The organism is Ancylobacter aquaticus (genome assembly GCF_004339465.1).
In the GTDB taxonomy this organism is placed as follows: Bacteria; Pseudomonadota; Alphaproteobacteria; order Rhizobiales; family Xanthobacteraceae; genus Ancylobacter; species Ancylobacter aquaticus.
In genome coordinates, this window is the sequence record NZ_SMFY01000002.1 from 166,015 (window position 1) to 187,387 (window position 21,373).

Consider the following 21,373-nt stretch of genomic DNA (forward strand, 5'->3'; position numbering starts at 1 on the left):
GATTCGTCTGCGCGCAGGGTCAGCCGTAACCTACACGGGCCATGACCCGTGAATGCGTCCCGACGACACGCTCTGCCAGAACGGCCGGCAGTGCCGTGCGCCATTCGCCGGCTTTCCCCGCGCGGAAGAACGGCGCCGTGGATGTCCGGGAGCGTTCGCGAAAACCGCCGCGCGCCTCCTGACCGGCGAGCGCGCTGAAGCGGCTCTCTTCCAGGCTGCGGGAGACGGCGTGGCGCGTGTCGTCCAGGTCGAGAAACCGGCACAGCTGCGTGAAGCTCTCAAGCGGGTCGGCCAGCAAATCCTCATAGCGCAGCATCAGGAGTTGCACGCCGCCCGCGTCGAGCCAGCTCTCGACATGGGCGCTCCAGGACGAGATCCACTGCTCAACATTCGCGTTGAGGCGTCTCGGCGAGTGACCGATGCAAAATGCGGTGTCGGCCATCCGGTCGACGCTGTCATCGAGCGACCAGCCGAAATGGGCGGCTGCTGAAACCGCGACATCGCGCGGGTCGCGGACGATGCAGACGACACGATCTATGGCATCGGGCGGGATCGCCGGCTCGCGCGCACCGGGCGGGACGAGATTGGAATCGTGCGTCTTGTAGAATCCGGGCTGCTCCCTTGCGATGCGGCGGCTGGTGAGCGGCCGAAGCAGGGCGACCTCCTGCCGACTGAGGTCCGAATGCTCCAGCCCCGCATGGCAATCCTGCAGGCTGCGCGAGGTGAGGTTCGGAACCTCTGACAGGTCCGCATTAAGGTCGATCGGCCGGCCGTCGCGCAGATGGCTGGCGAGGAAGGCGCGCAGCCAGGTGTTGCCGGACTTGGGATAGGAGGCGATGAGGGTGAGCCCGCTCATCCCCGTATCGTCGCCGCGATGGCGTCGAGCCAGCGGTCGGGCTGCGCGTCTGCCCGGCGCGTCAGCCGGTAGACAGGCACGTCATTGGCGATCAGGGCGCGCGCCTGGAACAACGTTTCGGCACGCCCCAGCGCGTGCCCGACCTGCAGCCGGAACGTCTCGGCCTCCAGCGCGGCCATGATGTCGAGCGGCGCCGCCAGCCGCTGGATACCTTCTCCCTCACCAGAACCAGCGCGGCGAAGGAGGAAGATCGCCCGCAGCGGGAGGGGCTCGCGCACGCCGGCGTGAGGCGCGCGAAAATGGAATTTCTCCTGTCCGCGCCGGTTGCGCTCCAACCCTTCCGGCGACAGCGCCGCATCTTCCATGGTGTCGCGCCAGAGCTTCAGCCGGGGGAAGCAAGGACGCACCCGGGGCGGCTCGCACGTCTCGATCACGCAGATATCGTCGGAGACCACCGAATGGCCGTGTTGGGCGAACCGCAGCGCGAGGGTGGACTTGCCCATGCCCGACGGACCGCAAAAGGCGACCGCGCCACCGTCGATCGCCACACTGGACGCGTGCAGCGGCAGCAGGGCGCGTTGATGGCACACCATGCCGAGCACCGAGCCGAGCAGGAAAAGCCGAATCTCGGCCTCGCTCGCCTCGGGCTGCGGGGCAATGGTGATGCCGCCCGACGGCCGCACGAGGAACCGCCCTACCATCGGCACCTGCAGCAAACCTGCGCCGGTACCGTCGATCTGCAAGAGCGGGCTGATTTCCCGCCCCTCGGGCAGGCGTTCGTCAACCTCGCCGAGCCGGACGACGAGGTCGGGAATCCTGTCGTCGCCCTGCCAGTCGAGGAGCTCGGGCAGCGCAATGTCGGAGCGGATGCGCCAGCCGCAGAGTAGGCCGTCGGTCATGGGCACCGCCGCTGTCACGCGCGAATTTCGATGAGCTTCCGGGCGTCGAGCAGGGCCAGAAAGGCAAGCACCTCCGCTTCGATGCGCGCCGCCTCGCCCTCATATTCGGCCTTGAGCGAACAGCAGAGGTCGCTGACCCGGACGGGCTGCTCCAGACGCTGCCAGATGCTGGTGGCTATGCCGTTCAGCCCGAAATAAAGGCCCTGCTCGACATCGAGCAGAACCCGCGTGTCACCGATGGCGGCCTCAAGCGGATGAGGCCGCCGAACGATCTCGGAGCTGGATGAAAGGGCCATGGATCACGCGTGAGTTGTCACCATTGCCTCTACACCTAGCCCGGCAAGGTGGTATCGTCCAGAGGATGCTACCGGGAAGCGCGTGAGGCGGCGCCGGGGAACCCGGCAAGGCAGGAGAGGGCAAGCAAATGGACATCGCCGCGTTGACCATCCAGCACTTTGCGCCGCGCGTCGGCGAGAGTTTCGCGGTTGAGACCGGCCAACCCGGGCCGTTGCGGATTGTGCTGCGGGAAGCCGCGGTGCTCTCCGCGCGCGGCCGGCCGGACGGGCGCGACGGTTTCCAGCTGCTGTTTGAAGGCGAGGGGCCTTATTGCCTGGCCCAGCTCACCCACCGCTTGCACCATGACGCGCTGGGGGAGCTGGAAATGTTCCTCGTGCCCATAGCCGGCGATGGGAACCGCTTCACCTACCAAGCGATCTTCAGCTGAGGCGCCGCGCCGATCAACCGGCTACCGCAGCCTTTTCGGGCAGGCGCGCGATCACCTTGATCTCGAAATCGAACCCGGCAAGCCAGTTCACCCCGACGGCTGTCCATGCGGGATAGGGCGCCGCTGGGAAGGCCTGCGCCTTGGCCGCCAGGACCGTGTCGAACTGATTCTCGGGATCGGTATGGAAGGTCGTCACCTCGATAACGTCATCGAAGGTGCAGCCGGCAGCGGCGAGGGTCGCCCGCAGATTGGCGAAGGCCTGCTCGACTTGGCGGGCGAACTCGGGCTCGCGGCTGCCATCCGGGCGGCTGCCCACCTGTCCCGATACGAACAGCAGGTCCCCCGAGCGAATGGCGGCGGAATAGCCATGGGTCTCATAGAGTGCGTGCCTGCCGGCAGGGAAAACGGCGTCGCGCATGATCGCATCCTCAAGGTTGAGAAGGCCGCCACCGGCGTTCCCGATGGCGACTTCTTCTGATATACGTTTCGTATGTGAGAGTGCTGGCATACGTCGCGTATGTCAATGGGCGCGTGTGCCAATGAGGGAATGAGAGCGCGAAATGGCCGTGGGACGACGGGCGGAAAAGATGGAGGCGACGCGCGCCAGACTGGTCGCGGCGGCGCGCAAGGCCTTCGCCGAAAAGGGCTATGCCGACGCCTCGATGGATGATCTGACGGCGGCGGCAGGGCTGACGCGCGGCGCGCTCTATCATAATTTCGGCGACAAGCGGGGGCTTCTGGCGGCGGTGGTGCACCAGATTGATGCTGAAATGGCGGCCCGCGCGCAGGCGATCGCTTCCGACGCCACCACGCCATGGGAGGCGCTTCTCGCCGAGGGGGCGGCTTACATCGAGATGGCGCTGGAGCCGGAGGTGCAGCGAATCGTGCTGCGCGACGGTCCCGCCGTGCTCGGCGACCCCTCGCAATGGCCGAGCCAGAATGCCTGCCTGGAGACGACGCGACGGACAGTGGAAAGGCTGATCACCGGGAAGGTGCTGAAGCCGGTGGACCCGGAAGCGGCGGCCTGGCTGATCAATGGCGCGGCACTGAACGCGGCGCTGTGGATCGCCGCGAGCCCTACGCCGGAGAACGCGCTACCCAAGGCGATCGAGGCGTTTCGCTGCCTGGCGCAGGGGCTTCTGGAAACGCCGGGCTGAACAGGCCCGGCTGTTATCTCGCCCGCGGCTACTTCGCGGGTCGCTCCCCGGCTTCCTCGTCGAGCATCGACTCGACGGCGCCGATGGCGACTTCGAGACTGGCGATCTTCTGGATCGTCTTGTCCGAGGGAAGGGCATTGATCTCGGCGGCGATGGAAATCAGATCGCGCTGCTCGGTCAGTAGCCGGTTTCGGAGAGTCTTGAGCTTCAGGGTCATGAAATCGTTCGGGTCAGCAGGCATGACAGCTTTCGCGGGAGACTAGCGCTTGACGGCGCGGCGGGTGGGCTTGGGTGCCGCAGTGGCGGCGAGGCTGCGCTCGGCGGCCTCCTTGGCCAGCCGCGCCTCCCGCAGGCGGGCGATCTTGGCTTCGCGGGCCACCGATTCGTGCTCGATCATCGACATGGCGATCCGGGAGACCGAATCGGCCTTGCTCTCCGATTGAGACAGCTTCGGCTTGAAGGGTGTCTCCTGCGCTCGTTTGGGCATACTGAACTTCCCTTCGTAAACGCAAAAAAGGCCGGGTTTCCCCGGCCTTCCCACTACTGCCTCAACGGTCGTTGCCAGTACATCCGTGGTCAAAGACCGGAAGCAATGTTGTCACGCAGCCTTGAGGCTACCGGCCGAGCTCTTGCCGCTACGGCGGTCGGTCTCGAGCTCGTAGGACACCTTCTGGCCTTCGTTCAGGCCCATCAGGCCCGCGCGCTCAACCGCAGAGATGTGAACGAACACGTCCGGCCCGCCATTGTCCGGCTGAATGAAGCCGAAGCCCTTCTGACCATTGAACCACTTCACAGTACCTGTCGCCATGACTAAATCCTTTCAGTCGACATAGAGATCTGATCACCCACATTTACGCAGGCATCACGTTGACATCGATTTGAGAGGAAGTTCGCTACGGCGCAAGTGTGCGCAAAACAAAGTTCAACGTCCAAGATCGATGCCTTTATCGTACAGAGGATGTGGTGTTCTCACAACCCCTGCAAGATTTATTTTTACTCGGCGGCCGGGGCGCTTGGGGCGCCGGGGCGCGGCAATCCGCGGCCGATCAGCGGCTTCTTTTTCGGCGCGGCGATGAGCCCGTCACGGATAGCCTGCTTGCGCGCGGCCTTCTTGGTCCGGCGGATGGCTTCGGCGTCCTCACGATTGCGCCGTTCGGAGGGCTTCTCGTAAGAGCGACGCGCCTTCATCTCGCGGAAGATGCCTTCGCGCTGCATCTTCTTCTTCAAAACCCTCATGGCTTGTTCGACATTGTTGTCGCGAACGAGGACCTGCAATTCTTGTCCGATCACATGCAGCACGGCTGCTGGTTGGGCGGTTCGTTGGAACCGACGCGGCCGCATCTCATAAGAGCAAGACGCAGCGATGGGAAGTGCGGCCCGGCGGGACGCGACATCGTCGGAACCTACATAGCGCCATCACGCCATGGCCGACAAGCGGCGCGGTCGATTTCCGGCGGCTGCGACGAGCGAAGGCGCCGCCCGCGCAGCCGGGGGCATTCTCGCGTAGATGCGCCGCGTCAAATAAATGTGGTTTGGAAAAATAACCGGGATCGTTCTTCCGCATGCCGCGTTGGCTGTCATTGACGTGGTGAAATGTGCGCTGGCACCCGGGGTTTTGAGTATGCCAATCGCAGTGCTGGTGGTCGAAGACGAAGCGCTGGTGCGCTTCGACATCGCCGACTACCTTGCCGAACAAGGCTTCGAGGTGCATGAGGCGGCAAGTGCCGATCAGGCGCTGAAGATCCTTGAAGCCATCCCGGAAATCCGGCTGCTGTTCACCGATATCGACATGCCCGGCAGCATGGACGGGCTGAAGTTGTCGGCAGCGGTGCGCAAGCGCTGGCCGCCGGTGCAGATCATCGTCACGTCCGGCAACAGGATCGCCGCGACGGCCGAACTCCCCCCTGGCAGCCTGTTCTTTTCCAAGCCCTACACGCCCGCCGACATCGCCCGCTCCATGCAAGGGCTGCTGGCCTCCGGAAGCACCTGACGGACCGGGTGCGCTCCGGCATCTGGGGGGTGGGCGCTACCCAACATCTTGACGTCGGTACATGTGCGTTGCCTATATGTAGGCGTTACGGTCCTTTGAGTCGCGAGACGAGAAGGCTAAGAGGGAAGCCGGTGAGCCTTTCGGGGCAAGGCCGGCGCTGCCCCCGCAACTGTCAGCGGCGAGCCTGTCGTCCATACCGAGTCACTGAGGCTATGCGCCTCGGGAAGGCCGGGCGAAAGGCGTTGACCCGCGAGCCAGGAGACCTGCCGTAGCAACATAATCGTCCCTGGGCGGGGTGTCCCGGTGGTGCGTTCGCGCGTCCGCCGGCTCAATGCGCCGTTGCCCGCGCCTGCGTCCGCTCGGCCTTTGCCCCCAAAGAATGTGGGGTTCGCCGATGTATCCTTCTCTCGACGCCAAGCATCCGCCCGGCCATGAGCCGGTTTCCGCTGCGCCGGCGGCCGCCCCGTCCAGCACGCCCGGCTATCAGCTCATCCGTCGCAACGGCGCGGTGACGCTATTCGATGCGTCCAAGATCGTGGTGGCGCTGACCAAGGCGTTTCTCGCGGTCGAGGGTTCTTCCGCCGCTGCCTCCCGACGCGTGCACGACATCGTGGCCGAATTGACCGACCAGATTGTCGCCGGCCTCACCCGCCGCGCAGATGTGGGGCGCACCTTCCATATCGAGGACGTGCAGGACCAGGTCGAGCTCGCCCTGATGCGCGGCGAACACCACAAGGTGGCGCGCGCCTATGTGATCTATCGCGCGGAACGTGCCCGCGAGCGGGCTGCGGCGGCCTCCACCGCGCTTCCCGCTGCGACTGCGGCGCTGTCGATGACCACAGCCGATGGGGTCCGAGTGCCGCTCGACGCCGCCCGGCTGGAGGCGGTGCTGGCGGAGGCGACCGAGGGGCTTGCCGATGTCTCCGCCGCCGCCATCCTCCTCGAGACCCGCCGCAATCTCTATGACGGCATCAGCGTCGAGGAGCTGGGCCTCGCCCCGATTCTCGCGGCCCGCACTTTGATCGAGACCGAGCCGAATTACGCCAGGGTGTCCGCCCGGCTGCTCGGCGACAAGCTGCGCCGCGAAGCGCTGAGCTTCCTCGACGGCCGGCCGGTGCAGGCGACGCAGACCGAGATGGCGGCGCGCTATCCCGACTATTTCCGCGCCTATCTCCAGCGCGGTATCGCCGAGGAACTGATCGACCCGGAACTCGGCGGCTTCGATCTGGCCCGCATCGCCGCCGCGCTTCTGCCCGAGCGCGACCTCCAATTCGACTATCTCGGCCTGCAGACCCTCTATGACCGCTATTTCCTGCACGCGCGCGGCAACCGCTTCGAGCTGCCCCAGGCCTTCTTCATGCGCGTCGCCATGGGGCTTGCCTTGCGCGAGGTGGACCGCGAGGCGCGGGCGATCGAGTTCTACCTTCTGCTCTCCTCCTTCGACTTCATGGCCTCGACGCCGACCCTGTTCAACGCCGGCACGCTGCGGCCGCAGCTGTCCTCCTGCTTCCTGACCACCGTGCCGGACGATCTCGACGGCATCTTCAAGGGCATCAAGGACAACGCCCTGCTGGCGAAATATTCCGGCGGGCTCGGCAATGACTGGACGCGTGTGCGCGGCCTTGGTGCCCATATCAAGGGCACCAATGGCGAGAGCCAGGGCGTGGTGCCGTTCCTCAAGGTGGCGAACGACACCGCAATCGCCGTCAACCAGGGCGGCAAGCGCAAGGGCGCGGTCTGCGCCTATCTCGAAACCTGGCATGTCGACATCGAGGAATTCCTCGATTTGCGCAAGAACACAGGCGACGACCGCCGCCGCACCCACGACATGAACACCGCCAACTGGGTGCCGGACCTGTTCATGGAGAGGGTGGAGGCGGACGGGCCGTGGACGCTGTTCTCGCCCGACGAGACGCCGGAGCTGCACGATCTCACCGGCCCGGCCTTCAGAGCCGCCTATGAGGCCTATGAAGCGAAGGCCGCGCGTGGCGAAATGAAAGTGTCGCGGCAGCTGCGGGCCATCGACCTCTGGCGACGCATGTTGACCCTGCTGTTCGAGACCGGCCACCCCTGGATCACCTTCAAGGACCCCTGCAACATTCGCTCGCCGCAGGGCCATGTTGGCGTGGTGCACTCCTCGAACCTGTGCACCGAGATCACGCTCAACACCTCCAATGATGAAGTGGCGGTGTGCAATCTCGGCTCGGTGAATCTGCTGGCGCATGTCACGCCGGAGGGGCTCGACCGGGCGCGGCTGGCGCGCACCGTGACCACCGCGATGCGCATGCTCGACAATGTCATCGACATCAATTTCTACACCATCCCCGAGGCGCGCCGCTCCAATCTGCGGCACCGTCCGGTCGGGCTCGGCATCATGGGCTTCCAGGACGCGCTGCAGGTGCTGCGCATCCCCTATGGTTGCGACGCGGCCGTGCGTTTTGCCGATGAGAGCATGGAGGCGGTGAGCTTCCACGCGATTTCCGCCTCTTGCGACCTCGCAACGGAGCGCGGGCGCTACCCCTCCTTCGAGGGCTCGCTGTGGTCGAGGGGGGTGCTTCCCATCGACAGCCTTGAACTGCTGAGCGCGGCGCGCGGCCGGGCGGCGTTCGACCGTTCCGCGACGCTCGACTGGGAAAGCCTGCGCCAGCGGGTGACGATCACCGGCCTGCGCAATTCCAACACCATGGCGATCGCGCCCACCGCGACGATTTCCAACATCTGCGGCGTGTCGCAGTCGATCGAGCCGGCCTACCAGAACCTGTTCGTGAAATCGAACATGTCCGGCGACTTCACCGTGGTGAACGCGGCTCTCGTGCGCGACCTGAAGGCGCGCGGCCTGTGGGACGAGGTGATGGTGTCCGACCTCAAATATTACGACGGCAGCGTCGGGCCGATCGACCGCGTCCCGGACGACCTCAAGGCGCTCTACGCCACCGCTTTCGAGATCGACACAGCCTGGCTCATAGAGGCGGCGGCGCGCCGGCAGAAATGGATCGACCAGGCGCAGTCGCTGAACCTCTATGTCGCCAATCCGAGCGGACGCAAGCTCGACGAGACCTATCGGCTGGCGTGGAAGCGCGGCCTGAAGACCACCTACTACCTGCGCTCGCGCTCGGCCACCCATGTCGAGAAATCGACGCTGAAGGGCACGGACGGCAAGCTCAACGCGGTCTCGGCCGTCCTCGCGGCGACGTCCATCGCGGTGCCGGAGACGGCATTCGGTCAGGCCTGCTCGATCAACGATCCCGACTGCGAAGCCTGCCAGTGAGCAGAGAACAGGGAACCAACAACATGCTCGACTGGTCCGAGACCAAGCCTGCGCGCGCACAGATCCACCCCGCCTTCGCACCGGCGTCCACCGATGCCACCGCCGACGCCACCGGCCTCGGCGCCATTGCGCGTGGCGCTGCGCGCGTGAGCGTGGACGAGAAGCGGATGATCAACGCCCGCGCCGACGTGAACCAGCTTCTGCCGCTCAAATATAAATGGGCGTGGGAAAAGTACCTCGCCGGCTGCAACAATCACTGGATGCCAACGGAGGTGTCGATGCAGGCCGACATCGCGTTGTGGAAGTCGCGCGACGGCCTCACCGAGGACGAGCGCCGCATGTTGAAGCGCAATCTCGGCTTCTTCGCCGCCTCGGAATCGCTGGTGGCGAACAACATCGTGCTGGCGATCTACCGCCACCTCACCAACCCGGAATGCCGGCAATATCTGCTGCGTCAGGCCTTCGAGGAGGCGGTGCACACCCATACCTTCCAGTACATCGTGGAGAGCCTGGGCCTGGATGAGGGCGAACTGTTCAACATGTACCGCGAGGTGCCTTCCATCACCGACAAGGCCGCGTGGGCGCTCAAGCACACGCAGAGCCTCGACGACCCTGCCTTTGCTACCGGCACGCCGGAGGCCGACCAGCAGTTCCTGCGGGATCTCGTGGCGTTCTATGTCGTGTTCGAGGGCATGTGGTTCTACACCGGCTTCGCGCAGATTCTCTCGCTCGGCCGGCGCAACAAGATGGTCGGCATCGCCGAGCAGTACCAGTACATCCTGCGCGACGAGAGCCTGCACCTGAACTTCGGCATCGACGTGATCAACCAGATCAAGGCCGAGAACCCCGATCTGTGGACGCCCGCGTTCCAGGACGAGGTGCGCGGCATGCTGAAAGATGCTGCGGAACTGGAAGCCGCCTATAGCAGGGACACCATGCCGCGCGGGCTGCTCGGGCTGAACGCGGGCCTGTGCGAACAGTACATGCACGTCATCGCCAATCGCCGCTGCGCCCAGCTCGGGCTCGCGCCCGTGTTCGCCGAGGCCGAGAACCCGTTCCCGTGGATGAGCGAGTCGATAGACCTGAAGAAGGAGAAGAACTTCTTCGAGACCCGCGTCATCGAGTACCAGAACGGCGGCGCACTCGCCTGGGATTGAGCGGGCCGGCGGCGGGTTTCGCCGCCGGCCGTCTTCTCAGGCCGGCACGCGCTCCCAGTCCGGGAACGGGTCCGGCAGGTGCTTCAGCGGCTCGGGGTCGAACAGCATGGGCTTGAGCGGGCCGATAAGGCAGTCGTCGAGCGCGGCGCGGATGGCGGCCTCGTCCATGTTGACGCCGATGAACACCAGCTCCTGCCGTCGGTCGCCATAGCCCGGCGTCCAGTGCTGGCGCAGCCAGCTTCGCCAGTCGGCCTGCGTCGGCCAGTGCTCGGTCGGGATAGCCGCCCACCACTGGCCGATGGAACCCGTGCGGCAGATGGCGCCGGCGAGCGACATCTCGCCGACCCGGCGCGGGCGGGTGGCCAGCCAGAACAGCCCCTTGGCGCGGACGAGGCCCGGCCAGGTGCGGGCGAGGAAGGCGTCGAACTTCTCCGGGTGGAACGGCCGGCGGGCGCGGTAGACGAAGCTGGAAACGCCGTATTCCTCCGTCTCCGGCACATGGTCCTTGAAGCCGTTCAGCTCCTTGAACCAGGTCGGGTGCTCGTGCGCCTGCTCGAAGTCGAAGCGGCCGGTGCCCAGAATGTCCTTCATCGGCACATTGGCCTGGTCGGTCTCGATGATGAGCGCGTCCGGGTTCAGCGCCTTCACCACGGCGCGGACCTCGCGCCGCCGCGCCGGGGCGACGTCCGAGACCTTGTTGAGCACGATGACATCGGCGAACTCGATCTGGTCGGTGAGCAGGTCGACCAGCGTGCGGGCGTCCTCCTCGCCCGCCACCTCGCCACGGTCGCGCAGAAAGTCGCGGGAGCCGAAATCCCTCAAGAGGTTGGCGGCGTCGACCACGGTAACCATGGTGTCGAGCCGGGCAACGTCCGAGAGCGAGAAGCCGTCCTCGTCGCGGAACTCGAAGGTGGCGGCTACCGGGAGCGGCTCGGCGATCCCCGTGGATTCGATGAGGAGATAGTCGAAGCGGCCCTCATCGGCGAGGCGCTTGACCTCGGCGAGCAGGTCGTCGCGCAGCGTGCAGCAGATGCAGCCATTGGTCATTTCGACCAGCTTTTCCTGCGTGTGGGACAGGTTGGCGTCGCCCGCCCGCACCAGCTCGGCATCAATGTTCACTTCCGACATGTCGTTGACGATGACAGCGACGCGCAGCCCCTCGCGGTTCGCCAGCACATGGTTGAGCAGGGTGGTCTTGCCGGCCCCGAGGAAGCCGGAAAGCACCGTGACCGGAAGGCGGCTGTCGGACATAGGAAGGCTCCACATACAAAGTGATATAATGTATCATTTGCATAGGGGGGCCCGTTGCGCAAGCCGCCCGCGGCTGGCAGGGGGCGCGTGCTGCGGCGTCTTTATGCCGTCTTTACGGTGGCGCGCCGCAATCCAGATCGAACCCTTATCCAGCCCGGCCTAGATGAAATGCCAGCTCAACCAGGAAGCTGGAATCATGCTGGATCTTTTTTATCTCGCCATCGCCGTCGGCTTCTTCCTGCTGATGGCCGCCTATGCCCGCTTCACGTCGCTGGGGTGAGGCCATGGTCGATCTTCTGCTTGGTGGCACCGTCGCCCTCGCTCTCGCCGTCTATCTCGTGACCGCCCTGCTGCGGCCCGAGAAATTCTGACGCGCCCCCCCATCTTCGCGAAAGTCCAAATGCCATGACCGTTCAAGGCTGGCTCCAGATAGCCATCATCCTCGCGCTCGTGCTCGTCGCGGCGGTGCCGCTCGGCGCCTATATGGCGCGCGTCTTTGCCGGCGAGCGCACGATGCTCTCGGCGCTGCTCGCACCCGTGGAGCGGGTGCTCTACCGTCTCGCCGGCGTCGACCCCGCCCGCGAGCAGGGCGCGCTCGGCTACACCCTCGCCATGCTCGCCTTCAACGCGGCCGGCGTGGTGCTGCTTTATGCGCTACTGCGCCTGCAGGGCCTGCTGCCGTTCAATCCGCTCGGCTTTGCCGGCGTGGCTCCCGACCTTGCCTTCAACACGGCGGTGAGCTTCGTCACCAACACCAACTGGCAGGCCTATGGCGGCGAGACGACGATGAGCCTGTTCAGCCAGATGGCCGGGCTCACCGTGCAGAACTTCCTCTCCGCCGCCACCGGGCTGGCTCTGGCCGTGGCGCTGGTGCGGGCGTTCGCTCGCTCCGGGGCGGTCACGGTCGGCAATTTCTTCGTCGATATGACCCGCTCGGTGCTCTATGTGCTGCTGCCTCTGGCGGTCGTCACCGCGCTGGTGCAGGTGGCGATGGGCGTGCCGCAGACGCTCGGCGCGGCCACCTCGGCGACGACGCTGGAAGGCGCGCAGCAGGTCATCGCCATGGGGCCGGTGGCCAGCCAGATGGCGATCAAGCAGCTCGGCACCAATGGCGGCGGGTTCTTCAACGTCAATGCGGCGCACCCGTTCGAAAATCCGAGCCCGCTCTCCAATGCGCTGGAGATCTGGCAGATGCTGGTCATCTCCACCGCGCTCATCTTCGCCTTCGGCCGGTTGATCGGCGACCGGCGGCAGGCGCGGGCGCTGGTGGCGGCCATAGGCCTCATCCTCGTCGCCGGCATCGCCATCACCTATTGGGCGGAAGCGGCCGGCACACCCTCGCTGGTGGCCGCCGGCATCGACCCCGCCGGCGGCAACATGGAGGGCAAGGAGGTCCGCTTCGGCCTCGCCGCCTCCGCCATGTTCGCCGCCGTCACCACCGGCCTGTCCGATGGCGGCGTCAACGCCATGCACGGCTCCTTCACCCCGCTCGGCGGCATGGTGCCGCTGTTCCTGATCCAGCTTGGCGAGATTCTGCCGGGCGGCGTCGGCTCGGGGCTTTATGGCCTGCTGGTCATGGCGATCCTCGCCGTCTTCGTGGCCGGGCTGATGGTCGGGCGCACGCCGGAATATCTCGGCAAGAAGATCGAGGCGAAGGAGGTCAAGATGGCCATGCTCGCCATCCTCATCCTGCCGACCGCCATTCTTGGTTTCTCAGGCGTCGCGGCGGTGCTGCCCACGGCGCTCGCCGGCCTCGGCAATGCCGGCCCGCATGGACTGTCGGAAATCCTCTACGCCTATTCCTCGGCGGCGGGAAACAATGGCTCGGCGTTTGGCGGGCTGTCGGCGAATTCGCCATGGTGGAACACCACGCTCGGCCTCGCCATGCTGCTTGGCCGCTTCGCCTATATCGTGCCGATGATGGCGATCGCCGGCTCGCTTGCCGCCAAGACGCGGCTCACGGCCTCGACAGGCACCTTCCCGACCCATGGCCCGCTCTTCGTGGGGCTGATGGTCGGCATCATCCTCATTCTCGGCGGCTTGCAGTTCTTCCCCGCTCTCGCCCTCGGCCCGATTGCCGAGCAGGTGCAGATGCTGGCCGGCAAGACCTTTTGAGCAAGACCTTCTGACCCCGCCGCTTCGGAGACACATCCATGTCCACGCACACCAAGGCGACGTCCGGCTCCGCCTTCGCCTCGCCCGAGCTGATCGGGCGGGCGGCACGCGATGCCGTGACCAAGCTCAACCCGGTGGCACTGATGCGCAACCCGGTGATTTTCGTCACCGAAATCGTCGCCGCGCTCGTGACCGTGCTTTTCGTCCGTGACGTCCTGGTCGGCAATCCGCTGGCCTTCACCGGCCAGATCATGGCGTGGCTCTGGTTCACCGTGCTGTTCGCCACGTTCGCCGAGGCTCTGGCCGAGGGCAGGGGGCGTGCCCAGGCCGACAGCCTGCGCCGGGCGCGCACCGACACGGTGGCCAAGCGCCTGCGCGACCCCGCCAACCGCGCCGCCTTTGACACCGTCTCGGCGCTGGACCTCGGGATCGGCGACCATGTGGTGGTCGAGGCCGGCGACCTCATCCCCGGCGATGGCGAAATCGTCGAGGGCATCGCCTCGGTCAACGAGGCCGCCATAACAGGCGAGAGCGCGCCGGTTATCCGCGAATCCGGCGGCGACCGTTCCGCCGTCACCGGCGGCACCACCGTGATCTCCGACTGGCTGGTGGTGCGCATCACCGCCGCGCCCGGCTCTTCGTTCCTCGACCGGATGATCGCTCTGGTGGAAGGCGCCGAGCGGCAAAAAACGCCGAACGAGCTGGCGCTCTCCGTGCTGCTGGTCGGCATGACATTGATCTTCCTCATCGCGGTCGTCTCGCTGGCCGGGCTGGGGCGCTATGCGGCGGCGGACGTTCCCGTGCCGGTGCTGGTGGCGCTGCTGGTTACACTGATCCCGACCACCATTGGCGGGCTGCTCTCGGCCATCGGCATTGCCGGCATGGACCGGCTGATCCGCCACAACGTGCTCGCCATGTCCGGCCGCGCGGTGGAAGCGGCGGGCGATGTCGACACGCTGCTGCTCGACAAGACCGGCACCATCACTTTCGGCAACCGCATGGCGAGCGAGATCATCCCGGTGCCCGGCGTCAGTGAGCATGAAGCGGCGCTGATCGCCGTGCAGGCGAGCCTTGCCGACGAAACCGCCGAGGGGCGCTCCATTCTCGCGCTCGCTCGCGAGACCCATGGCATCACGCCCGAGACGGCGGCGCTTGACGGCGCGAGCTTCGTTGCCTTCTCGGCAGCCAGCCGGCTCTCGGGCGTCGACGTCGACGACCGGCGCCTCCGCAAGGGGGCGGTCGATGCCATCAAGCGCTTCGTGCATTCGGTTGATCCGCACGCCGCCACCGGCATCACCGCGTTCGATGCGGCGGTGGAGCGGATAGCCCGCTCCGGCGGCACACCGCTCGGCCTTGCCGAGAATGGCCGGCTGCTGGGCGTGATCCACCTGAAGGATGTGGTGAAGCCCGGCATCAAGGAACGCTTCGCGGAACTGCGCCGCATGGGAATCCGCACGGTGATGGTGACGGGCGACAATCCCGTCACCGCCGCCGCCATCGCCTCCGAGGCTGGCGTCGATGATTTCATCGCCGAGGCCACGCCGCAGGACAAGCTGGCCTATATCCGCACGGAGCAACGCCAGGGGCGGCTGGTCGCCATGTGCGGCGACGGCACCAATGACGCCCCGGCTCTGGCGCAGGCCGATGTCGGCGTTGCCATGCAGAGTGGCACGCAGGCGGCGCGCGAGGCGGGCAACATGGTGGACCTCGACAGCGACCCGACCAAGCTCATCGAGATTGTCGGCATCGGCAAGCAATTGCTGATGACGCGCGGCGCGCTCACCACCTTTTCCATCGCCAACGACGTAGCGAAGTATTTCGCCATCATCCCGGCGCTGTTCATCGCCGCCATTCCCGAACTGGGGCTGTTGAACGTGATGGGGCTGGCCTCACCGCAGAGCGCCATCCTCTCGGCGGTCATCTTCAACGCGCTGATCATCGTCGCGCTGATCCCGCTCGCTTTGCGCGGCGTGGCCTATCGGCCGGGCGAGGCCGGAACGGTGCTGGCGCGCAACCTCGCCATTTACGGGCTGGGCGGGCTGGCACTGCCTTTCATCGGCATCAAGCTCATCGACCTCGCCTTGGTGGCGGTGGGGCTGGCGTGACACCCGGCGTCATCCCGGCCGAAAGCGAAAGCCGCGGCGCGGGAATCGCCCGCCGATTTTCAAACGATCCCGGATCGGCCTGCAACCGTCCGGGACGACGCGACGAACTCAAGGAATTCTCACATGCTCACTTATCTCCGCCCGGCGGTGACGTTGCTCATTGCCTTCACCCTGCTCGCCGGTCTCGCCTATCCGCTGGCCATCACCGAAGCCGCGCAGGTGCTGTTTCCCCGGCAGGCCAGCGGATCGTTGATCACCCGCGACGGGACGGTGGTCGGCTCGGCACTGATCGGCCAGGCCACGACCGGCGCCGGTTATTTCCACCCGCGCCCTTCGGCTGCGGGCACCGGCTATGACGCGTCCGCCTCGTCAGGAACGAACCTCGGTCCCACCAGCGCCAGGCTGGCGGAGCGGCTGAAGACCGATTCCGAAGCGCTGCGGGCGGCGGGGTTCACCGGGCCGGTTCCTGCCGACGCGGTGACCACCTCCGCCAGCGGCCTCGACCCGCATATTTCTCCGGCGAATGCGCTGGCACAGGTGCCGCGCGTCGCCGCCGCCCGCGCGATCGACGCGGCAGTTGTGCGTGCCCTTGTCGAGGTCCACATAGAGCGCCCGCAACTTGGCGTCTTCGGCGAGCCGCGCGTCAATGTGCTGGCGCTCAATCTTGCGCTGGATGCCCTCGCCAAGGATGCGCCGCGCTCGTGAGACGGAGATGAGAATGAGCGCCGAGGAGGCCCCTCGCGCCGACCCGGACGCCCTGCTTGCCGCCGCCGAACGCGAGGCGCGCGGCAAGCTGCGCATTTTCCTCGGCGCCGCGCCGGGGGTCGGCAAGACCTATGCGATGCTTTCCGCCGCTCGCGCGACGCAGGCCGGCGGACGCGATGTGGTGGTGGGCCTTGTCGAGACCCATGCACGGGCCGAGACCGAAGCGCTGACCGCCGGTTTGGAGATGCTCCCGCGCAAGGGCATCGCATACCGTGGCCGGCTGGTGCCGGAATTCGACCTGGAGGCGGCGCTTGCCCGGCGGCCGGCGCTGCTGCTGGTTGACGAATACGCCCACTCCAATGTCGAGGGCTCGCGCCACCCCAAACGCTGGCAGGATGTGCAGGACCTGCTCGCCGCCGGCATCGACGTGTGGACGACGCTCAACATCCAGCATGTCGAGAGCCTCAACGACGTGGTGCAGCGCATCACCGGCGTGCGGGTGCGCGAGACGGTGCCGGACGCGGCGCTGCGCAAGGCCGACGAGATCATCCTTGTCGACCTGCCCTCGGATGAGTTGCTGAAGCGTCTTGCGGACGGCAAGGTCTATGTCGAGGACACCGCCAGCCGTGCGGTGCAGAGCTTCTTCAAGCCGAGCAATCTCACAGCCCTGCGCGAGCTCGCTCTGCGCCGGGTCGCCGCGCAGGTCGACAGCGATCTGGTCGAGCGCATGCAGGGCGCGGCGATCGAGGGGCCATGGGCGGCGGGCGAGCGGCTGCTGGTCTGCGTCGGGCCGGACATGGCGGCGGAGCGCGTGGTGCGCGAGGCCAAGCGCCTCGCCGACCTCATGGACGCCGCGTGGTTCGCGGTGACGGTGGAGCGCCCCGGCCAGGTGATGGCGACCCCCGACCGCCAGAAGCTCGACGCCGGCCTGCGCCTTGCCGAGAGCCTCGGCGCCGAGGTGCGCGCGCTGGTGGCCGGGGATGTCGCGGCCGAGCTGCTGCGCTTCGCGCGCTTCGAGAATGTGACGCAGATCATCATTGGCAAGGCCCGGCGCCGCTGGCCGTTCGGTGCGCTGCGTCGGCCGCTTGCGGATGCGCTGGTGCGCACGGCGAACGGCATCGCCATCCATGTCGTCACCGCGCAGGCGAGCGAGGGGCGCGCGGGCTGGCGCTCCCGGCTGGCGCCGGCCGGTCCACTCGCCGGCTATGTCACCGCCGGGCTCGGCGTGGCGACGGCGACGCTGCTCGGCCTGGTGCTGACCCGCTTCGTCGCCTTGCCGAACGTGTCGATGCTCTATCTGCTCGCCGTGCTGCTGCCGGCGCTGCTGCACGGCGTCTGGCCGGCGATCCTCGCCTCGGCCATGTCCTTTCTCGCCTATAATTTCTTCTTCATCGACCCGGTAGAAACCTTCACCGTCGCCCGGCCGCACGAATTGCTGGCGCTGCTGGTGTTCCTCATCGTGGCGGTCATCATCTCGGCGATCGCCGGCCGGGCGCGCGAGCAGGCCCGGCTCGCCGCCCGGCGCATGCGGGCGACCCGGCGGCTCTATGATTTCACCCGAAAGCTCTCCGCCTTGCCGGACCGGGCCTCGGTGGCGGAGGCTGCGGTGGTGGAACTGCACGCGGCTCTCGGACGGGCGAGCGTGATCCTGCTGGCGCAGGAGGGTACCCTCGCACTCGCCGCCGCCTGGCCACCGGAGGACCGGCTCGACACCGCCTCGATGACGGCGGCAGGGTGGGCGTTCGAGCATGGCGAGGCGGCGGGGGCGGGCACCGGCACCCTGCCGCGAGCGCCCTGGTTGTTCCTGCCGCTCGGCGGCCTCGAGAGGGGCGCCCGCATCGGCGTCGTCGGGATCGAGCATGACGGCGCGGCGCCTTTGGACACGGAAAGCGAGGGCCTTCTCGGTACGCTCGCCGAGCAGACGGCAGCGGCGCTGCTGCGCACGCAGCTTTCCGCCGAGGTGACGCGCGTGCGCACCGCCGCCGAGACGGAACGGGTGCGCAACATCCTCCTGGCCTCGATCAGCCATGATTTTCGCACCCCGCTCGCCTCCATTCTCGGCGCGGCCACCAGCCTGCTCGACTACGGCCCCGGCATCCCCGAAGAGGCGCGCCGCGACCTGCTGGCGCAGATGCGCGAGGAGGCCGAGAATCTCGACCTGATGGTACGCAACCTGCTCTCGATGACCCGGCTTGAAGCTGGCGCGCTCGACATGCGACGCGACTGGGTGGACGTGGTGGAGCTGATGCACCGCGCCGTTGCCACGGTGAAGAAGCGCGGCGCCACCCAGCGCTTCGTCGTCACCAGCGCGCCCGGCCTGCCGCTGATCGAGGCCGACCCGAGCCTGATGGACCAGGCGCTTGGCAATGTCGTCGCCAATGCCGTGCGCTATGCCGGCGTGGGCGCGCACATCCGCCTCTCCGCCACCGTCATCGACGGCCAGCTTGTGGTCGCCGTGACCGATGACGGGCCGGGCATTCCGGCCGAGACGCTGCCGCATGTGTTCGAGAAATTCGTGCGCGCCCCACGCGGCGCGGGCGATGGTGGCGACGGCTCGGGGCTCGGCCTCGCCATCACCCGTGGTATTGTCGAGGCCCATGGGGGGTCGGTCTCGGCGCGCAGTCCCGCGCCCGGCCAGACCAACGGCGCCCGTATCGCGATGCGGTTGCCACTTTCCCCGCAGGCCGCGACGCCGGAGGACGAGCCATGAGCGCGGGCACGGTGCTGGTGGTCGACGACGAGCCGGCGATCCATCGCTTCATGGCGCCGGCGCTCGCCGCCAACGGCTACGAGGCGCTGCGGGCGGACACCGGCGCGCAGGCGCTGGCGCTGGTCGCCAATCGCCGGCCGGATGTCGTGATTCTCGATCTCGGCCTGCCCGACATGGACGGCAAGGAGGTGATCCGCCGCCTGCGCGAATGGTCGGACGTGCCGATCCTCGTGCTCTCGGCGCGCGACCGCGAGGTCGAGAAGATCGAGGCGCTGGACCTTGGGGCCGACGATTTCATCAACAAGCCGTTCGGCATGGGCGAGTTGATGGCGCGCCTGCGCGCCGCGCTGCGGCACCGGATGCAGGGCAAGGGCGAAATTCCGGTGCTGCGGCTGGGAGCGGTAGAGATCGACATTCCCCGCCATCGTGTGCTGCGCGAGGGCGAGGAGATCAAGCTGACGCCAAAGGAGTTCGAGCTCGTCGCCTTCCTCTCGCGCCATGCCGGCAAGGTGCTGACCCATCGCCACATCCTGCGTGAGGTGTGGGGCCCGGCGCATGAGCACGACACGCAATATCTGCGCGTCTATGTCGGTCAACTGCGCGCCAAACTGGAGCCGGACCCGGCCAATCCGGTGCTGATCGTCACCGAGCCGGGGGTCGGCTACCGGGCTGGGGAGTGACTTGCGCTACGCCTCGATGTCGACGTCGCGGGTCTCTTTGCCTATCAGCAGGGCGATCAGGGTCAGGCCGGCCATCGCCGACAGGTACACCCCGACCCAGAACGGACTGCCCCCGCCCCAGGACCACAGCGCGATGGCGATGAAGGGCGCAACCGCCGCGCCGAGGATGGACGAGACATTGTAGGCGATGCCCGAGCCGGTGTAGCGCACATTGGCCGGGAACAGCTCCGGCAGCAGCGCGCCCATCGGGCCAAAGGTCATGCCCATCAGGCTGAAGCCGAGAATGAGCCAGGCCATCACGCCCACCGGGCCGGCCGCGAGCATCGGCACCCAGGTCAGTCCGAAGGCGATGATGGCAAGCGTCACCGCGATCAGCGTGCGCCGCCGGCCCCAGCGGTCGGCCCACGGGCCGGACAGCATGGTGAAGATGCCGAAGAACACCACGCCAATGATCATCATCAGCACGAAGGTCGTGTAGTCGTAGCCGAGCCCGGGCAGGGCGGCGCCGGTGCCGGCGCGGCCATAGCTGAGCGAGAAGGTCGTCATCAGGTAGAACAGCACATAGGTCGCCAGCATGTAGAAGGTGCCGAGCACCAGCTGGCGCCTATGGGTGCGGAACACCGAGGCCAGCGGCAGCTTGTGCACCTTGCCGTCCGACACCGTTTTCGTGAAGGCCGTGCTTTCCACGAGATGGAGACGCACCCACAGGCCGACGGCCACCATGATGATGGAAAACAGGAAGGGAATGCGCCAGCCCCATTCAAGGAAGGCGTCGGACGGGCGGGTCGGGTCTTCCGAGGGCAGGATCGCGGCGATGAGGAGGAACAGGCCGTTGGCGAGAATAAAGCCCAACGGCGCGCCGAGTTGCGGGAAGGTGCCATAGACAGCGCGTTTGCCGGGCGGGGCGTTCTCGGTCGCCACCAGCGCCGCGCCGCTCCATTCGCCGCCGATGGCGAAACCCTGCGCAAGGCGCATCACCACCAGAAGCGCCGGCGCCAGCCAGCCGACCTGATGGAACGTCGGCAGCAGGCCGATGAGGAAGGTGGCGACGCCCATGGTGAGCAAAGCGCCGACCAGCGTTACCTTGCGCCCGCGCTTGTCGCCGAGATGGCCGAAGAAGATGGCGCCGAGCGGCCGGGCGACCATGGCCGCGCCGAAGATGGCGAAGGAGGCCAGCAGCGCCGTCGTGTCATTGCCCGCCGGGAAGAACAGATGCGGGAACACCAGTACGGCGGCCGTGGCATACACGTAGAAATCGTAGAACTCGATGGTGGTGCCGATCAGGCTCGCCAGTATGACGCGCGAGCGGGGATTGGCGACGGCACCGGCATGCCCGGCGGCGAGGGTGGACGACATGAAGGCGCTCCGCAACGGCAGCCGGATGCGCGCCCTCATGGCGCGGCCGGTTGGATGTCGGAGGCGGTTTTAAAGTATCGGGTCGGGAAAAGCAGCCGGGGGGCGCCGGATATTCGTGCCGGCGGCATCCCCCGATCTGATGGCTGTGATCAGCCCGGGGGATCGACCTTCACCCCTTCCGGCCCGACTTCGATCTGCAGCGAGTTCTGGTCCTGCTCATAGGCGCGATAGGCGAAGAATCCGGCCACGCAGGCGAGCACGATGACGGCGACGATCAGGACATTTCGATTCATGGTTTTCCCCGTTTGCCTCGGCCCGCCGCCACGCGCGGAAAGCCGAGCGGTAACAGAACGCGGCACGGGCGGATCGAGTTCCGCCCGTTTCGGTGCGGCTGTCTGGC

Annotated in this window: 22 protein-coding genes and 1 riboswitch; of the genes, 11 read left to right on the forward strand and 11 right to left on the reverse strand. The window is 66.9% G+C overall.

Annotated elements, in window-relative coordinates; translation table 11 throughout:
* Positions 1-19 precede the first annotated feature (19 nt).
* From EV667_RS10265 to EV667_RS10275, 3 genes are read right to left on the reverse strand one after another with little or no spacing between them, the layout of a single operon-like run.
* On the reverse strand, positions 20-856 hold the full coding sequence (locus EV667_RS10265) for a sulfotransferase domain-containing protein (RefSeq protein ID WP_131835265.1): 837 nt from the start codon (positions 854-856) through the stop codon (positions 20-22).
* On the reverse strand, positions 853-1,755 hold the full coding sequence (locus EV667_RS10270) for a hypothetical protein (protein WP_131835266.1): 903 nt from the start codon (positions 1,753-1,755) through the stop codon (positions 853-855). Before EV667_RS10270 ends, EV667_RS10265 begins: the two co-directional genes overlap by 4 nt.
* 14 nt (positions 1,756-1,769) lie before the next feature.
* Positions 1,770-2,051, reverse strand: coding sequence for a PqqD family protein (locus EV667_RS10275; protein WP_131835267.1), 282 nt, complete (start codon positions 2,049-2,051; stop codon positions 1,770-1,772).
* 128 nt (positions 2,052-2,179) lie between these two features.
* On the opposite strand from EV667_RS10275, the gene EV667_RS10280 reads away from it, so the two are divergent.
* The gene (locus tag EV667_RS10280) at positions 2,180-2,479 is read left to right on the forward strand and encodes a DUF6916 family protein (protein WP_131835268.1); all 300 of its coding nucleotides are present in this window, start codon (positions 2,180-2,182) and stop codon (positions 2,477-2,479) included.
* 13 nt (positions 2,480-2,492) lie between these two features.
* On the opposite strand, the gene EV667_RS10285 is transcribed toward EV667_RS10280, so the two are convergent.
* Positions 2,493-2,897, reverse strand: a complete 405-nt coding sequence (locus EV667_RS10285; RefSeq protein WP_131835269.1) for a RidA family protein — start codon at positions 2,895-2,897, stop codon at positions 2,493-2,495.
* Positions 2,898-3,039: 142 nt separating this feature from the next.
* Between EV667_RS10285 and EV667_RS10290 the strand changes: the two genes are divergently transcribed.
* The gene (locus EV667_RS10290) at positions 3,040-3,636 is read left to right on the forward strand and encodes a TetR/AcrR family transcriptional regulator (protein ID WP_131835270.1); all 597 of its coding nucleotides are present in this window, start codon (positions 3,040-3,042) and stop codon (positions 3,634-3,636) included.
* Between the two features lie 28 nt (positions 3,637-3,664).
* On the opposite strand, the gene EV667_RS10295 is transcribed toward EV667_RS10290, so the two are convergent.
* The 4 genes from EV667_RS10295 to rpsU form a co-directional block, all read right to left on the reverse strand.
* The gene (locus EV667_RS10295; protein ID WP_245516098.1) at positions 3,665-3,877 is read right to left on the reverse strand and encodes a hypothetical protein; all 213 of its coding nucleotides are present in this window, start codon (positions 3,875-3,877) and stop codon (positions 3,665-3,667) included.
* Between the two features lie 18 nt (positions 3,878-3,895).
* Positions 3,896-4,123 (reverse strand): hypothetical protein, encoded by a 228-nt coding sequence (locus EV667_RS10300; RefSeq protein WP_131835271.1) that lies wholly within the window; start codon positions 4,121-4,123, stop codon positions 3,896-3,898.
* A gap of 111 nt (positions 4,124-4,234) precedes the next feature.
* Entirely contained in the window at positions 4,235-4,444 is a 210-nt protein-coding gene (locus EV667_RS10305; RefSeq protein ID WP_018390742.1) for a cold-shock protein, read from the reverse strand.
* A gap of 185 nt (positions 4,445-4,629) precedes the next feature.
* A complete protein-coding gene (rpsU, locus tag EV667_RS10310) occupies positions 4,630-4,911 on the reverse strand; it encodes a 30S ribosomal protein S21 (RefSeq protein WP_131836304.1) in 282 nt (93 codons plus the stop codon).
* A gap of 346 nt (positions 4,912-5,257) precedes the next feature.
* Between rpsU and EV667_RS10315 the strand changes: the two genes are divergently transcribed.
* The 3 genes from EV667_RS10315 to EV667_RS10325 all read left to right on the forward strand — a co-directional run bounded on the left by EV667_RS10315 (position 5,258) and on the right by EV667_RS10325 (position 10,051).
* Entirely contained in the window at positions 5,258-5,626 is a 369-nt protein-coding gene (locus EV667_RS10315) for a response regulator (protein WP_131835272.1), read from the forward strand.
* A gap of 71 nt (positions 5,627-5,697) precedes the next feature.
* A riboswitch (cobalamin riboswitch) is annotated at positions 5,698-5,911 on the forward strand.
* 109 nt (positions 5,912-6,020) lie between these two features.
* Positions 6,021-8,894 (forward strand): ribonucleoside-diphosphate reductase subunit alpha, encoded by a 2,874-nt coding sequence (locus EV667_RS10320; RefSeq protein ID WP_131835273.1) that lies wholly within the window; start codon positions 6,021-6,023, stop codon positions 8,892-8,894.
* A 23-nt stretch (positions 8,895-8,917) separates the two neighbouring features.
* The gene (locus EV667_RS10325; protein WP_131835274.1) at positions 8,918-10,051 is read left to right on the forward strand and encodes a ribonucleotide-diphosphate reductase subunit beta; all 1,134 of its coding nucleotides are present in this window, start codon (positions 8,918-8,920) and stop codon (positions 10,049-10,051) included.
* Between the two features lie 36 nt (positions 10,052-10,087).
* On the opposite strand, the gene zigA is transcribed toward EV667_RS10325, so the two are convergent.
* Positions 10,088-11,302, reverse strand: a complete 1,215-nt coding sequence (zigA, locus tag EV667_RS10330; RefSeq protein ID WP_131835275.1) for a zinc metallochaperone GTPase ZigA — start codon at positions 11,300-11,302, stop codon at positions 10,088-10,090.
* Positions 11,303-11,556: 254 nt separating this feature from the next.
* Between zigA and kdpF the strand changes: the two genes are divergently transcribed.
* The 6 genes from kdpF to EV667_RS10360 all read left to right on the forward strand — a co-directional run bounded on the left by kdpF (position 11,557) and on the right by EV667_RS10360 (position 19,617).
* On the forward strand, positions 11,557-11,673 hold the full coding sequence (gene kdpF, locus EV667_RS10335; protein ID WP_207907734.1) for a K(+)-transporting ATPase subunit F: 117 nt from the start codon (positions 11,557-11,559) through the stop codon (positions 11,671-11,673).
* Between the two features lie 34 nt (positions 11,674-11,707).
* Positions 11,708-13,417, forward strand: a complete 1,710-nt coding sequence (gene kdpA / locus EV667_RS10340; protein ID WP_131835276.1) for a potassium-transporting ATPase subunit KdpA — start codon at positions 11,708-11,710, stop codon at positions 13,415-13,417.
* 38 nt (positions 13,418-13,455) lie between these two features.
* Positions 13,456-15,522 carry a potassium-transporting ATPase subunit KdpB gene (kdpB, locus tag EV667_RS10345; protein ID WP_131835277.1) on the forward strand — a complete coding sequence of 689 codons (2,067 nt, stop codon included), beginning with the start codon at positions 13,456-13,458 and terminating at the stop codon, positions 15,520-15,522.
* Positions 15,523-15,645: 123 nt separating this feature from the next.
* The gene (gene kdpC / locus EV667_RS10350) at positions 15,646-16,227 is read left to right on the forward strand and encodes a potassium-transporting ATPase subunit KdpC (protein WP_131835278.1); all 582 of its coding nucleotides are present in this window, start codon (positions 15,646-15,648) and stop codon (positions 16,225-16,227) included.
* Positions 16,228-16,240: 13 nt separating this feature from the next.
* The gene (locus EV667_RS10355) at positions 16,241-18,937 is read left to right on the forward strand and encodes a sensor histidine kinase (protein ID WP_131835279.1); all 2,697 of its coding nucleotides are present in this window, start codon (positions 16,241-16,243) and stop codon (positions 18,935-18,937) included.
* Complete coding sequence (locus tag EV667_RS10360; protein WP_131835280.1) at positions 18,934-19,617, forward strand: response regulator; 684 nt, start codon at positions 18,934-18,936, stop codon at positions 19,615-19,617. Before EV667_RS10355 ends, EV667_RS10360 begins: the two co-directional genes overlap by 4 nt.
* 6 nt (positions 19,618-19,623) lie before the next feature.
* On the opposite strand, the gene EV667_RS10365 is transcribed toward EV667_RS10360, so the two are convergent.
* Positions 19,624-20,973, reverse strand: coding sequence for an MFS transporter (locus EV667_RS10365; protein WP_131835281.1), 1,350 nt, complete (start codon positions 20,971-20,973; stop codon positions 19,624-19,626).
* Between the two features lie 149 nt (positions 20,974-21,122).
* On the reverse strand, positions 21,123-21,266 hold the full coding sequence (locus EV667_RS22565; RefSeq protein WP_165901594.1) for a hypothetical protein: 144 nt from the start codon (positions 21,264-21,266) through the stop codon (positions 21,123-21,125).
* Positions 21,267-21,373 lie beyond the last annotated feature (107 nt).